11 protein-coding genes are annotated in these 13,768 nt (G+C 66.1%); 8 read left to right on the top strand and 3 right to left on the bottom strand.

What is annotated here, in order from left to right; all coding sequences use genetic code 11:
- The first annotated feature begins 3 nt into the window (after positions 1 to 3).
- From ABZ444_RS28705 to ABZ444_RS28725, 5 genes are read left to right on the top strand one after another with little or no spacing between them, the layout of a single operon-like run.
- The gene (locus tag ABZ444_RS28705; protein ID WP_357986296.1) at positions 4 to 249 is read left to right on the top strand and encodes an acyl carrier protein; all 246 of its coding nucleotides are present in this window, start codon (positions 4 to 6) and stop codon (positions 247 to 249) included.
- The gene (locus ABZ444_RS28710) at positions 246 to 2,552 is read left to right on the top strand and encodes a beta-ketoacyl synthase N-terminal-like domain-containing protein (RefSeq protein WP_358003221.1); all 2,307 of its coding nucleotides are present in this window, start codon (positions 246 to 248) and stop codon (positions 2,550 to 2,552) included. Before ABZ444_RS28705 ends, ABZ444_RS28710 begins: the two co-directional genes overlap by 4 nt.
- A complete protein-coding gene (locus ABZ444_RS28715; protein ID WP_358003224.1) occupies positions 2,546 to 4,912 on the top strand; it encodes an SDR family NAD(P)-dependent oxidoreductase in 2,367 nt (788 codons plus the stop codon). Before ABZ444_RS28710 ends, ABZ444_RS28715 begins: the two co-directional genes overlap by 7 nt.
- A 22-nt stretch (positions 4,913 to 4,934) precedes the next feature.
- Positions 4,935 to 6,263, top strand: coding sequence for a wax ester/triacylglycerol synthase domain-containing protein (locus ABZ444_RS28720; RefSeq protein WP_357986304.1), 1,329 nt, complete (start codon positions 4,935 to 4,937; stop codon positions 6,261 to 6,263).
- Positions 6,260 to 7,159 (top strand): alpha/beta hydrolase fold domain-containing protein, encoded by a 900-nt coding sequence (locus tag ABZ444_RS28725; protein ID WP_357986307.1) that lies wholly within the window; start codon positions 6,260 to 6,262, stop codon positions 7,157 to 7,159. The genes ABZ444_RS28720 and ABZ444_RS28725 overlap by 4 nt, the downstream gene beginning before the upstream one ends.
- Positions 7,160 to 7,524: 365 nt before the next feature.
- Here the strand turns inward: ABZ444_RS28725 and ABZ444_RS28730 are convergent, their stop codons facing one another.
- From ABZ444_RS28730 to ABZ444_RS28740, 3 genes are all read right to left on the bottom strand, one after another.
- Positions 7,525 to 8,319, bottom strand: a complete 795-nt coding sequence (locus tag ABZ444_RS28730; RefSeq protein ID WP_357986310.1) for a triose-phosphate isomerase family protein — start codon at positions 8,317 to 8,319, stop codon at positions 7,525 to 7,527.
- Between the two features lie 57 nt (positions 8,320 to 8,376).
- The gene (hxlB, locus tag ABZ444_RS28735; protein WP_357986313.1) at positions 8,377 to 8,952 is read right to left on the bottom strand and encodes a 6-phospho-3-hexuloisomerase; all 576 of its coding nucleotides are present in this window, start codon (positions 8,950 to 8,952) and stop codon (positions 8,377 to 8,379) included.
- 126 nt (positions 8,953 to 9,078) lie between these two features.
- Positions 9,079 to 9,606, bottom strand: coding sequence for a hypothetical protein (locus tag ABZ444_RS28740; protein WP_358003227.1), 528 nt, complete (start codon positions 9,604 to 9,606; stop codon positions 9,079 to 9,081).
- Positions 9,607 to 11,089: 1,483 nt separating this feature from the next.
- Here ABZ444_RS28740 and ABZ444_RS28745 point away from each other — a divergent pair.
- From ABZ444_RS28745 to ABZ444_RS28755, 3 genes are read left to right on the top strand one after another with little or no spacing between them, the layout of a single operon-like run.
- Entirely contained in the window at positions 11,090 to 11,848 is a 759-nt protein-coding gene (locus ABZ444_RS28745) for a BTAD domain-containing putative transcriptional regulator (RefSeq protein ID WP_357986319.1), read from the top strand.
- Complete coding sequence (locus tag ABZ444_RS28750; protein ID WP_357986322.1) at positions 11,845 to 12,432, top strand: hypothetical protein; 588 nt, start codon at positions 11,845 to 11,847, stop codon at positions 12,430 to 12,432. Before ABZ444_RS28745 ends, ABZ444_RS28750 begins: the two co-directional genes overlap by 4 nt.
- A 1-nt stretch (position 12,433) precedes the next feature.
- Positions 12,434 to 13,741 carry an aspartate aminotransferase family protein gene (locus ABZ444_RS28755; protein WP_357986325.1) on the top strand — a complete coding sequence of 436 codons (1,308 nt, stop codon included), beginning with the start codon at positions 12,434 to 12,436 and terminating at the stop codon, positions 13,739 to 13,741.
- The last annotated feature ends 27 nt before the right edge of the window (positions 13,742 to 13,768 follow it).

Consider the following 13,768-nt stretch of genomic DNA (forward strand, 5'->3'; position numbering starts at 1 on the left):
GAGATGAGTCCCACTCGTCAAGAACTGATCGCGCAGCTCAGGACAATGTACGCCCAAGTGCTGGAATATCCCGCAGAGATCGTCACCAGCGACATCGACCTGGAGGCCGAACTCGGCCTGGACTCACTCCAGCACCGGCTCGTCATGGCCCGCGTCATGGACCGTTTCCACTTCACTCCGAAGGATCACGACCAGCCGACTCCCCTGACGGTGGAGGCGATCGCCGATCAACTTCTCAACGCTACGTGAACAGCGAAGGAGGAACGGCGGCGCTGGTAGCAGTGGTCGGGGCGGGCCTGGTCGTGCCCGGCGCGAGCAGTCCAGAGGAATTCTGGAACCTCACCCGGCAGCCCGTGCCGGTCTTCCGCGAGCCACGCCGCTTCAACGCGCGTGACTTCTACTCCGCCGATCCCGCTGCCGAAGACCGTACCTATGGCCGTATGTATGGTGAGATCATCGACTGGAGTCCGCATCCGCGTCTGGAATCCGTCTGGGCACGCTCACGCAGCGATCTGCAGGTGGCATGGTTACGGCACAGCCTGCTCCAGACTCTCGACACCGTGGCCGTCCCAGCAGAAGCGCCGTGCGCAGTGATCGTGGCGGCCAGCACCGAGGCGAGCTACGAACTCGACATCGCCCTGGCCGCGGACCTCGCGGCCGACGGTGTGGCCCGTCTTCTGGACGGCGATCCTGAACAGCACCGCCACCGTCTGCGGCGCGTCCTGGCCGAGACTGATTCGTGCGCGCAACGGCCCCACGCCGATTTCTTGCCTCATGCTCAGGTACTGCGCGCCGTGGATGGCCTGCTGCCCGGCCACGCCCAAGTCCTTGTGGTGGACAACATCTGCCCTGCCGCGCTCTACGCCGTCGACCTGGGGGTCAAGCGGTTGCTCGACGGTGAGGCCAAGGTCGTGTTCTGCGGCGGCGTGAGCAGCCACGGCCCGCTGCGCCAAGTCTACTTCGCCAAGGTGGGAGCACTGTCGCGCTCCGGCGACGTGCGGGCCTTCGACGCGGACGCCGACGGCACGATGTTCTCCGATGGCGCGGCGATGGTGGCGCTCAAACGCCTGGACGACGCGCGGCGCGACGGCGATGACGTACTCGGACTTCTGGTGGGCTTCGGCGGTGCCAGCGACGGGCAGGGGAAGGCGATCTTCGCGCCGCATTCGCAAGGCCAGGTCAGGGCGATACGGCGAGCACATCTGGTCAACGATCTGCCCGCCGAGCAGGTCGCGTGGACCATCGCGCACGGCACCGCGACCATCACCGGCGACCAGATCGAACTGCATTCGATCGCCAGTGCATATCCCGGCGGGACATGGGTGACCTCGAACAAGTCCATCGTCGGCCACACCGGGATGGCCTGCGGCGTCGTCTCGGTCATCCAGGCGCTGTCCGGCTTGGCGCACGGAACCGTCCCCGTGCAGCACCGCTTCACCGCGCCGCGGGCGGCCGATGCGAATTCACCCGCCAGGATCCCACGGAGAGACACGGCCTTGCCCGAGCCTCGCCCGGTGGTCGGCGTCTTCGCCTGCGGCCTGGGCGGCATCAACGGGTATCTGCTTCTGCAACATCCCGAGCGGCCCAGCCGAGGACTTGTCTCAAGCCCGCCCGCGCTCACCGATGAGGTGGGCCTCATCGGGTGGAGCGCTCATCTGCCGGGCGGCCCCGATTGGGAGGAGGTGCGGCGCAATCTCGCCGCCGGCTCGCCGCTGAGCGCCGAGCCGCACTTCGGTGAAAGCTATATGGTGCCGCCCTTCGAGCGCATTCGAGTGGCCCCCGGCATCGCCTCGCAACTCGACCGGAGCCAACTCATGGCGCTGTCAGTGACCGCTGACCTTGCCGATCGGCATGGCCGATTCTGGAAGGGGCTCGAGGAACGCACCGCCGTCTTCGGCGCACACTATGGCCCCACCCATCTCGCCTGCGACTCGGCGTTGCGCTGCTTTGCCGACCGCATCGAGCACGCCCTGGCCGGGACCGACGAGGATCCGGCCGGCGCCGCCTTCTTCGCCCGGCATCGCGACACGACCCCGCCCATCGGCGCCTACACCCTTCCTGGCCGGATGCCCTGCGTGGCATTGGGCTGGATCGCCAACCGGAACAATTTGCACGGGCCCACCATGATGGTGGACTCCGGTCTCTCCTCCGGACTCAGCGCCCTGCACGTCGCGATCGCCTACCTGCGGCGCGCCGAGGTTGATCTGGCCCTTGTGATCGGCCTCAACACCGGCCCCGCCGAGCAGCATGCCCGCCATCACAACGTGGACCCTGGTCAGATCGCGGAGGGCGCGTTCCTGCTGGTTCTCACCCGGCTGCAGCTCGCCCGACAACGCCGCTGGCCGGTTTCCGCGCTGCTACGCGCCACCTCCCCCCCTACCGCCTGGGCGGCACCGGCCTGTGCGCCGCAGCGGCCCACCTATCTCGCCGCCGACGCGATTGTCGACGTGCTGCGCGCCGCCGAGGCCGGCACGGCCCGCACCATCACCGGCCCGTACAGCCCGGCGATCACCATCGTCCCGCAGACGAGCGGACAAGGAAGGCCATGCTAGAGCGCCACCTGGCGGTGTTTCATCCGCGGCCGGGCATGCCCATCCGGCCCCCCATCCCTGCCCTGCCTCCGGGCACGCTGGTCCTCACCGACACGCCCTGTCTCGCCGAGCAGATCTCCGCCATGCCGGAGGCGACTCAGACGACGGTCGTGTGCACTGACCGCAGCGCTCGGACAGGTCAGATCATCACGCACGCGACCGAGGACACCTTCGTCGGCATACCCGAGAACGCCCTTGCACGGGTGTGTGCGATCACGTCGCTGCACGACGCCCCTTGGCCGCGATCGGTCCCTGAGCGGCTGCTCACCTTGCAGGAACTGCTGTTCTTGGCCGCGCGCCGGATGGCCACCATCACCGCACCGGCCGGCAGATCGCTGGCTGTCTTGGTTCTGGATCCGCTGCTCCGCGGCGTGCCACACCCGCACTCGGCTCTGCTGACGGGGTTCGTCAAGTGCGCCACCTGGGAGCTGACCGGCCACGAGACGTACGCTGTCGTCACCGACGCGCCGATGGATCAGGCGTTCGGCCAGCTCGAGGTGGAGTCCACGTATCAGCGGGGACTGCCCGTCGCCCATTATCGGCACGGTCGGCGGTGGGAGGAACGGCTTGTTCCTGCGCCGCTCACCGCGGCGAGCGGCGCACCGGTCCTCACTGACGACAGCGTCGTGGTGGCCGCAGGTGGTGCGCGAGGTATCACCGCGACCGCGCTGCTGGGCCTGCTCGGCACTGCCCGGCCGACCCTGTGGCTGCTGGGCAGCACTCCCGCGACCGACCTCACCCGCTCGACGACACTTCCGGAAGGTGTCGACCGCGCCAGCTACATACGCGAGAGCCTGCGCCGTTCACCTGGCTCTCACCCCGCCGAGCACGGCAAGGAGTACGAGCGGCTGCGCCGCATCGCCGAGATGCGGCGGATGTTGAAGGCGATGAGAGCGCGCTGCGGCGCTGCGAACGTGCACTATCTCACCTGTGACGTCACCGACCCGGCGGCCGTGGACGCAGCCGCCGCACAGGTGTATGGGGCGCATTCACGCGTGGACCTGCTGGTCAACGCCGCCGGCATCGGCGGCGCCCGCGCGCTCGCCGGCAAATCCCTTGACGTCTTCCGCCGCGTGCGCGGCGTGAAGATCGACGGATATCGCCACTTGAAATCGGCCTTCTGTTCGCCGCCTCCCGAGCTGTGGTGCAGCTTCAGTTCCATCGCCGGAGCCATCGGCCTGACCGGTGAGAGCGACTATGGCCCCGCCAACGACCTGCTGAACCTGGCCGCCCGCTATGAAAGTACCCACTTCGGATGTCGTGAGCTTGCCATCTGCTGGACCATGTGGGGCGAGTCCGGGCTCGGGCCTCGTTCAGGTTTCACCGAATACACCCGTTCTACCGGACGGCTCAGTCTCCTGTCCGATCTGGAAGGGCAGCGGCTGTTCGGCGACGAACTCCGCGCAGATCGGGGCCCGCAGCACGCGGTGATCGTGCACCTGGGCCTGGCCGAACACCACACGATCCGCACGCAGTTTCCCCGGCTGCCCGCCGACGGCAACGCCTACCTCACCATGCCCGTCGAAGGAAACGGAACCTTGGTGTCGTGGAAGCTGGATCTGCGCGGCCACGACTATCTGCGCGGCCACCGGCGCCGCGGCCGTTGCATTCTGCCCGGGGCGCTGGCCATCGAACTGGCGGCCCAGGCGGCATCCTGGCTCACCGGAGGAGCACCACTCCTGGTCGTTCGCGACGCATGGTTCCGCGCCCCCATTGCCCTGGCGCCCGAGCGGAGCGAGTACCATCTCCTTGCCTCCTATGCAGACGGCGTCGTACGCGCAGAAATCCGCTCCAGACCCGCGCCCGCCCTGCGATCGAGCCTGCACTTCCAGGCCGACATCGTCACTGACCTGCCGTGGGTGCCGCATGCCGCCGACTCTGCCGTGCCCGTCCTCACCACTGCCATCGAAGCGCTGGACAGCATCAGCGGCCACGGGGATCCGACATCAGCGGACACCGAGTTCGCGAGGCCGTTCGACGGCCTGCGCGACGTCCGGTACGCCGCCGACGGCGTGCGAGCCACCTGGCGGGCGGAACTGCCCGAGAGGCAACAGCAACACTTCTCGCTCATGCGGCTGCCCTGGCTCCTGCTCGACGCGGTCCTGCAGGCGGCCGGCACGACACCGGGCTCCAGCCGCCGGCCCACCCCCCATCGCATCCTCCGCATCGAGCCAACCGCTCAGCTCAACGACCTGCAGGTGCTCAGCCGTCATCCCGCCGGAGTTCCGGTGGCCGCCACCCATGGCGGCATTCAGGCCATCGCCACGACACCGCAAGGCGAGGTAATCATCCGGATCGATGGGTTGGAACTGGCTCCCTAGCACGGCCGACAGGAGACGACAGATGTTCACCGCCAACCGTCACAGCATTCGTGACGACGCCGACGAAATGAGCCCAAAGGACCAGATGGTCTGGCGCCTGGAAACCGGCCATCGGGCCAGGCCGGTCATCCTGGCCATCATGGAATTCGACGGCCCCCTGGACTGGCAGGAACTCATCACCTGGCATGAAGGGCTGATCGCACTCATGCCACGCATGCGTGCCAAGGTCGTCAACCACCGTGGGCTCCTTCGCCGGTCCCACTGGACGCCAGACCCCGACTTCGAACTGTCCCATCACCTCAAGCGGGTGCCGGTGAAGGGGAAAGGCTTGCAACGAGACCTGCTGGACACCGCGGAGACCCTGGCCGAGGTGCCCTTCAAACACGGTAGATCCCCCTGGGACGGCTACCTGATCGAAGGACTGGACGGCGGCCGCTCGGCCTATCTGCTAAAAATCTCCCACAGTATGGCCGACGGCATCCGTCTGCGCGAGTTGTTCTTGCGCCACGCCGCCAACGACGCCACCCACGCCGGTGCGGACTGGTCCGTCATCGACCCGATGCTCCCGCCCGCCCCGCCACAGCGAGAGAAACGTTCGTGGTGGGACCTGGCCAGGCGCGGCGGCAAGGCCGGATGGTTCCTCGCGCAGGCCGGGCGCGACATGCTCAACCTGCCCCATCCAGTACCCCCCGCCGACGGCCACTTCGCCAGGCGCTTCTACACCACAGTCGTACCGCTTGCCCCCTTCAAGCAACTGGCCCTCGCCGGCGGTGGCACCGTTCACGACGCGCTGGTCGCCGCCGTCATGGAGGGCTGCCGGCGCTACAACCAGCATCATCGGACGGCACGAAGGCACATGCGGGTCTTCTCCCCATACGGACGTCCGCCGACAGGCGGCGGACACGATCCCGCGCTGGCGGGCAACCACTGGTTCATCGTCCGCTTCGCCGTCCCCGGTAACGTGCCTGAAATCACCGATCGCATCGCCATGGTCCGCAACGCCGTCAAGACGGCCTACCATCGTGACTCCATCGACTGGATGGGCGCCATCGCCACCCTGTCACCGTTGATCCCGCAGGCCGTGTTCGAAACCGCCTTCCTGCGCCTGTGCGCCTCCCACGACTTCGTCGTCAGTAACATGGCCGGCCCGGACGCACCTCTGAGCATCGGACGGGCTCAGGCCACCCAGATCTACGCCATCGCTCCCACACTCGGCTCCGCGCTGACCGTCACCTTGCTGTCGTATCGCCACTCCTGTCACCTGACTGTCAACATCGACCCGAACGTGATCCGTGACTCAGATCTGTTGGGTCAGTGTGTGGCTGAGAGCCTGGCGGTCACGATCTCGTGATCTCGCTGCCCGCTTGGCTGATGGAGCGGCTGGTACGCCTCGCCCTGAAGTCCGTGATGAGCTCGCCTCTTCCGCTGAGGCTTCAGCGCGCGTGGGTCGCAATGATGGCGTGGGCCATCCCCGTCCCCGCCGCCGTGCACGTCAGACGCACCACACTCGGGCATCTGGATGCGCTCGAGGTGACGCCACCCGCCGAACCCACAGGTACGGTCCTCTTCCTGCACGGCGGTGGATTCGTGGCCGGAACCCCCCGCCTGGCACTGTCTCTGGCCGCCCATCTGGCCCTGGCCGCCGATGTAGCCGTCTTTCTCCCGCATTACCGGCGCGCCCCCGAACACCCCTATCCCGTTCCTGCCGAGGACGCGAGCGATGCCTATTGCGCGCTGCTCGCCTGTGGGAAGTCGCCTGACAGCCTCGTCATCGCCGGCGACTCCTCCGGAGCGGCACTCGCCCTGGAAGCGGCGATGAGAGCACGTGATCTGCACGCAAGGCCGGCGGCCGTCGTGCTGCTGTCGCCCTGGACAGCGACGGCCGTCCGGCACTCGGCTGTTGACCCGGTGATCTCCCAACGCGCCCTGCGGCTCTCGGCCGCCCTGTACCGAGCAGGAGCATCACCCGAGCAGGTTTCTCCTGCCCTGCGTCCGCTGGCAGGGCTGCCCACATTGATCATCTATTGCGGAGAGCGGGAAATTCTCCGAGACCAAGCGCGGGCCCTTGCCGAACGGGCCAGAACTGAGGGGGTGCCGGTCACTTATCGATTCACCCGCGGCATGTGGCATGACTTCTACCTGTTCGCCTCCCTCGTCCCCGAGGGCCGAGCAGCGATTCATGAACTGGCCGATGTCATGGGGACAGCTCTGGCCACGAGAAGGGCCCATCCTGATGCAGCCGGCTGAAGTGCCCGACACAGCGAGACGTGACCGTCACCCCGCATCCTGCGCCGCCACGACGTCCCCAGCCGTGCCACCCGGCCCAGCACCCGCTGCCATGGTGCCGCACCCGGCGACACGATCCACGCGGACGTCGACGACTCGGCCACATTCCCGACGGCGGCTGGCGCCCGCACGGCCGCAGCGAACGGATTTGTGGCCAAGTAGGGGAAGCCATGCACAGCTGCGTCAGTTGGAGCTCATTTCGCTGGGCTTTCCCGCCGCCAACTCTGGTCAGATCACGACCGAACGAGGCGCGAAGCACTGCAACCCGCATGCTGGTGACCTGCCCGTCAAGAGGCGCGGTCGGCATCCAGGCGTCGAAGTAGGGTTCAGCGCTGTTCGAGGACTTCGTTCAGGATGCGTCGGCGCATGTCGGTGTCGTAGGCGGCGCGCCCGAGACCGATTCCGTCCAGACGTACGGTGGAGGCCAGTCGGGTGATTACTCCTGGCATCACGGCGCCACCGTACAACAGGCGGGTCGGCCCGGCGCGGTGCGCGGTCTGCTGGGTCACTGCGTCGAACACGGCTGCCACGTCGGCGGGGTCCGCGGCCCTGTCGCCGCCGATCGTCCATGCCGGCTCGTACATCACCGCCAGCGCGGCGTCGGGGGGTAGCTGCCGTAGGACCGGCTCGATCTGGGCGATCACCACATGTGTCACTTCAGGGCGGCTGCAGGGCCGGCTCTCCCCCACGCAGAGAACCGGCACCAGCCCCGCCCGTGCGGCGGATTCGGCCTTCGCGGCGATCAGAGCATCGTCCTCGCCGAAGACGCGCCGCCGGTCGGCGTGCCCCACCATGACGTAGGCACAGCCCAGTTCGGCCAGCAGCCCCGCGCTCACCTCTCCGGTGCATTCCGGTACGTCAGGCCACAGGTTCTGGGCGCCGTAAGCCAGCCCGCTGCCCGCCAGAAGCCGACCGATCTGCCCCAGTGCCGGATAGGGCCCCAACACGAACAATCCCACCGCAGCGAGCCGGTCCGACTCCTGCAGCAGAGAGCTGATCCAGCTTCGCAGACCATGCATGCCCAGCCGCATTTTCGTGTTCGTCACGGTGAGAAAGTCCGGTAGGGGCCGTGGCACCATGCTGGACGGCTTACCGTCGGATGTCTCGGCGTTGTCGGGCATCGCTCCTCCACAAGGTTGGTCATGACCGGCCATCGGGTTCGAGCGGAGGGCCGGCCGTCATTCGAGATTCGTGTGTCTGTCGCGCATCTCGTCGGTCTCGATGTCAGCAAGCTTCTGCATGGTCAGCACCACGCTGTCGAAGAACAGATACGCCGCCTGCTCGAAGAGCGTGCCCATGAATTGCTCGCTGTCGCAGGAGTCATAGCCGCCACGCCCCTCAGGCAGGGTGACGACGAGATCCGCCAGCCAGGCCAGCGAGGAGTGTTCGGCTGCGGTCACCGCGACCACCCTCGCCCCGGTCTGTTTGGCGGTCTCGGCCAGGACCAGCACCGTCGGTTTCTCCCCCGAACCGCTGCACGCGACCAGGAGGTCACCTGGGCCGATGCTCGGAGTCGTCGCATCACCGGCGACATGGGCGGTCAGTCCCAGGTGCACCAGTCGCATGGCGAAGGATGCGACCGCCAGTCCCGACCGGCCGGCACCGGTGGTGTAGACCGCTTTCGCCTCGCGTAATTCATTGATGAAGTCGGCTGCGACGGTACGGTCGGCCCGGCTGAGCGCCGTTTCGATCTCTTTGAGCACTCGGTGCAGGCTCTGGCCGAAGACCAGCGCGGTGCTTTCATGATGACCCATGGCGTTGCTAGTCCAATCAGGTCGGTCCGTCAGGCCGGCAGTTGAGGCCGGCGAGCGAGGCGAGAAGGCCCCGACGCTACTGCGTACATGAGATCAGGCCCGCGTATGGCCGACCTGATCTCGGTATCACAGGTCGGTGAAGACCACCTCGATGGCCCCTCCGAGGGCGTCGACGTCGCCACGCAGGCACGCCGTCACGTCGAAGTCGAGCACGGTGGTCTGCAGGACCATGGTGCCTCCTGCATAGGGGCCGCTGATCACCTCACCTGTCAGCAGGATGACGGTCACCCCGACCGGGCGCGGGCTGATGGTGATTTCGGGGTAGCTCGCCTTGGTGACCTCGCCGGTGTTCCAGGTGAAGGAGAACACCCCCATGCTGGGGCCGCCGGTCAGGCAGTTGATGTTCCCGGTGGAGTCGGCGTGGAACTGTCCTCCGGTGATGTTCTGGGTGTTGGGCAGGCATCCGGTGACCGTGCCGTTGATGTCGAGCGCGACCTGCTGGGTGACCGGACTGAGCGGAGGGTCGTAGGTGCTGGTGATGGTGCCCAGCGGACAGGTCAGGATTCCGTCGCTGCCGGCGGCCTGTGCGGGCAGCGGGAACAGGACCACCGACAGCAGAGCTACGGGGACCAACCGGGTCAGGAATCGTTTCATCGAGGGCTCCTTACAGGAGTGAGGGAGGATCGGGCCGGGCGAGGCTGATCAGTAGGCGACCCCCACGGAGGCGACGGTGTTGCTCGCTGTAGTCGCAGAAGGTGCCGGGAGGACAGATACGAGTGGCAGTGCCGGCTCCAACGGTGCTGGTGCCGGAGACAGCGGATACCGTCTCGACCATCCCGCCGGGAAGCGGATCGACGTAGGTGAGGCTCCCGCTGAAGGTCACGGTGCGGACCAGGTCGTCGCTGGGGTCAAGGAAGCCGACGGCGTAAACGGGGAAGTCCCGGCGGTGAAGTTGACCTGGATGTCGTGGTGGACGGTCTCACAAATCACAGCGAACACATCTTGCGCGTGCGTGCTGCTGCATGTGCTGGAGAGGGCCCGCGCAGCTGTCGGTCGAGGCGGCGGTAATAAAGGGTAGGGTGCTGACCGCTGCCCTGATGAAAGGGTGCAGTGAGCGATGGCGCATGAATGGGTACCCGCAATGGGATGCTCCATAAAGAGGGGAAGGATATGATCCCTTCCACCGGAGGCGGCCCTCGCCAGGGGCAGCCCACGCTGCCACTTGGATCATGGCGGGGCCATATGCTCCCGTGCGACAAAAATGCCGCCAAAAGATAAGTGCGTCCTCACTCTGAAGAGACTTCTCGCCTTTCGATCGGCCCTGAGCAACCACGACCAGCCACCTGGCGTGGTCGGTGCTTCGAGTGGCGGCCGCGCATGCCGGCTGACATCAGACCGAGGAAGAAGGATCGCCATTCTTCCAGCGCGTGGGTAGACCGGCACGAGTGTGAACGATCGATGTCGGGTCCGAAAGGGGCTGCGCGTACCGGCGGAACATTCTGACCTAAGAGCCCTGTTCGTTCGGCGAATCGCTGAGCAAACCCTTTCCCCGCGCGAAACTCGGCTGGAGCCGGCACTGGACGGACGGAGTGGTGCGCTCGGCCTTGGTGAGGCTGTTGTGCTCACTGGTCCGGGGCAGTGAGCACAACAGAGGGGCAGATGATGAGCACGATACGCATGTTGTACGGGCTCTCCGCCCTACCCTCACCTTCGCGCCGAACAACGTTCTCCGGCACTGTGCCCTCGAATCTTTTGGGGGCCAGGCCCGTGGCTAGAAGGGCTCACTCAACTCAATACTCGCAAATCGATCAGCGCTGTTACCGGGCTTCTCTCGGGCGCTTGCTGTTAGGAGGGGGAACGCGGCGCGCGCGGGCTCGAGGGCGGCCGTAGGGCGGCAAACCATGCGGTCGGCGATGTCAGAGTCGCGTCAGCGCTGTGTCACCTCCATGTCATCGACAGTGGGTAGGCCGGGAGCTCCGAAGAAGTCGGAGACGGTTGCGACGCTCAAAGACAAGGGCCATTGATCAGAAGAGTTTGCAGAGTATTGTGAAGCGCGCTCCCGGCGCGACTCCGCCGAATGATCTTTTATCTTCTCTCCCCGCTTTGGCGAAATGAATCATTTGAGATGAGGGCCGAAATGATCTCGTTTGACTTGCTGGGGCTCGTGGAAGTCAGCCTGAACGGCGATCGATTTGAGATCACCGGCCGGAAGAGGCGCAGTCTGCTTGTCGTTCTGCTCCTCAAACACGGTGAGGTGGTGTCCGTGGATGATCTCATCGTCGAGCTTTGGCGGGGTGATCCACCGGATCATGCGGAGAACGCCCTGCACGCGCATGTATCTCGACTGCGGCACACCGTGAAGCGGTGGTGTGCCGACTCCGGAGTGCCGATAGAACTGCAGACTCGGTTTCCGGGATACGCGTTGCTGGTCTCGGGCGACCATATCGACTCCGTTCGGTTTGATGAACTTTGTGCGAAGGCCAGTGCTCTGCTGTCCACCAGTCCGAAGGATGCGATGGCACTGCTCCGCCAGGCGCTCGAACTGTGGCGCGGCCCGGCGCTGCAGAACGTGCCGTCCGCTCCGATGAGAGATCAGGCCGCTCAGCGGTTGGAGCGTCAACGGATGCTGATGACTGCCAGCTTTGTTGAGATCAGTCTCGACATGGGCCGTCACATCGAGATCATTCCTCAGCTCGAGGCACTGGTGCTGCGGAATCCGCTGGAGGAACGGCTCTACTCCCAGCTCATGTCCGCCCTCTGCCGGGCGGGCCGCCCGGCGGACGCGCTGGGCATCTACCACCTTGCCCGAGTGGCTCTCGCCAGAGAAGCCGGTCTGTCGCCGTCGCCCGCGCTCGAAAGGCAGATGCTCCACATTCTCAACCGTTCCCAGGCTTGAGCGCCTCGTTCAGAGGCGGCTTCGTTACCCACCGACAGAAGGGCGAGGTCCCGATGGGAGAGCACGACCAAGGGCTGTTGATCACGACGGAACAGGCCTCCTCCGCACTGGCAGAACTGGGCCACGCAAGTGTGTGCGAGAGAGGAGACGGCATCCCCACGGATGCATACCTGCTCGGCGCACTGCTGGCGGCCGTCGAGGCCGCCTGCCAGGACTTACGACTCAGCCGGCTGCGCGACGTGGGGACGGGTTATCTGGCCATGCTGCTCGAGCTGGCCGGACACGACGGGCAGGCTGCCGCGCGATGGTGGGCGGTCATGCTCAATGACCGGCTCAACCGCACCGCCCTCGAGCTGCCGGAGGCGCTTGCCGTTCACGACCGGATGTTCGTCGAGGTCGCCGGACCGGCCATGCTCGTGGCCGCAAACCTGCTCAACGTCATCAATCACGCCGATCGCACGCCCGAACTGCTGGACAGGACGATCACCACAGCAAGCAACAACCTGGAAGCCGCTCGCAGCAATTTCGACCTGCTCCGTGATGCGCTGCGGCGTCAGGACCGCGCACGCGAAAGGACTCCGTAGCATGGAATCGCACAGCCCCAGCAACGAGAACCTGCTCAGACGCCACCGCGCGGTGCTGCCGCCCTGGGTTCCGCTCTTTTACCAGAACCCTCTGGAGATCGTCGAGGGCAGAGGGCGTCGGGTCACCGACTCGGACGGGAACGACTACCTCGACTTCTACTCGGGCATTTCCACCAATATCCTCGGGTACAACGTCCCCGAGCTCCGCGAAGCCCTGGAAACACAGCTGCGCACCGGGGTCGTGCACACCTCCACCTTCTATCTGATCCGTGCTCAGATAGAAGTCGCCGAGCGGATCGCGGCTCTGTCCGGCATCCCTGACGCCATGGTCTTCTTCACCTGCTCCGGTAGTGAGGCGGTGGAGACCGCGCTGCTTCTCGCCACGCACTACCGGCAGAGCCAGCAGATCATCGCGCTCCGGTACGCCTACCACGGACGTACGTTCGGTGGATTGTCGTCCACCGGCGATCGGTCTTGGCAATCGCAAGGGCTGTCTCCCCTTCGAGTCGCCTTCGCGCGTAGCGGCGAGCGTAAACACGGAGGCATGGAAGCGTTCGACGACTCGCAGTATGTGCGCGCATGCGTCGAGGACCTTGAGGAGCTGATCAACACCGCCACGCCGCAGGGCACGGCCGCCATGATCGTCGAACCGGTCCAAGGTATCGCCGGTGCGATTCCCCCCGCACCCGGCCAACTAGCCGCTTACCAGGAGGTATGCAAGCAAAACGACATCCTGATGATCTCCGACGAGGTCCAGACCGGATGGGGACGGACCGGCCGCTATTGGGGATATCAGTGGTACGGGATCGAACCCGACATATTGACCTTCGCCAAAGGCGTCGGAAACGGCCTGACGATGGGCGGTGTGGTCGCCCGCAAGGACATCATGTCGGCATACGACGCACAGTCGATCTCTTCCTTCGGTGGCAACCCCCTGTCCACCGCCGCGGCCCACGCCACACTCGACTACATCGACGCGCACGACCTGCCGGCCCGCGCGGGGAGAACCGGTGCCCTTCTGCTGGAGGGGCTGCGCCAGGAGCTCAAGGACGAGCCCTGGGTATGCGAGGTCCGCGGGATGGGGCTGTTGCAGGCCGTCGAATACACCCATCCAGGGACGACGCGCCCGGCTCCTGAGATGGCGACGGACATTCAGGAGCACTGCCGGGAACGAGGGCTCCTGGTGGGATCTGGCGGAACGTTCCACAACTGTGTCCGGATCATGCCTCCGTTGACCCTCGACGAGCAGGAGGCGCGAGAAGGCATCGCCATCATCGCGGAGGCCACGCGCCGAGCACGTCAGGGCTGACGTAGAAGCAGACCAGAGAGGAGGACA

Source organism: Nonomuraea sp. NPDC005730 (assembly GCF_040630865.1).
Classification (GTDB): Bacteria; Actinomycetota; Actinomycetes; order Streptosporangiales; family Streptosporangiaceae; genus Nonomuraea.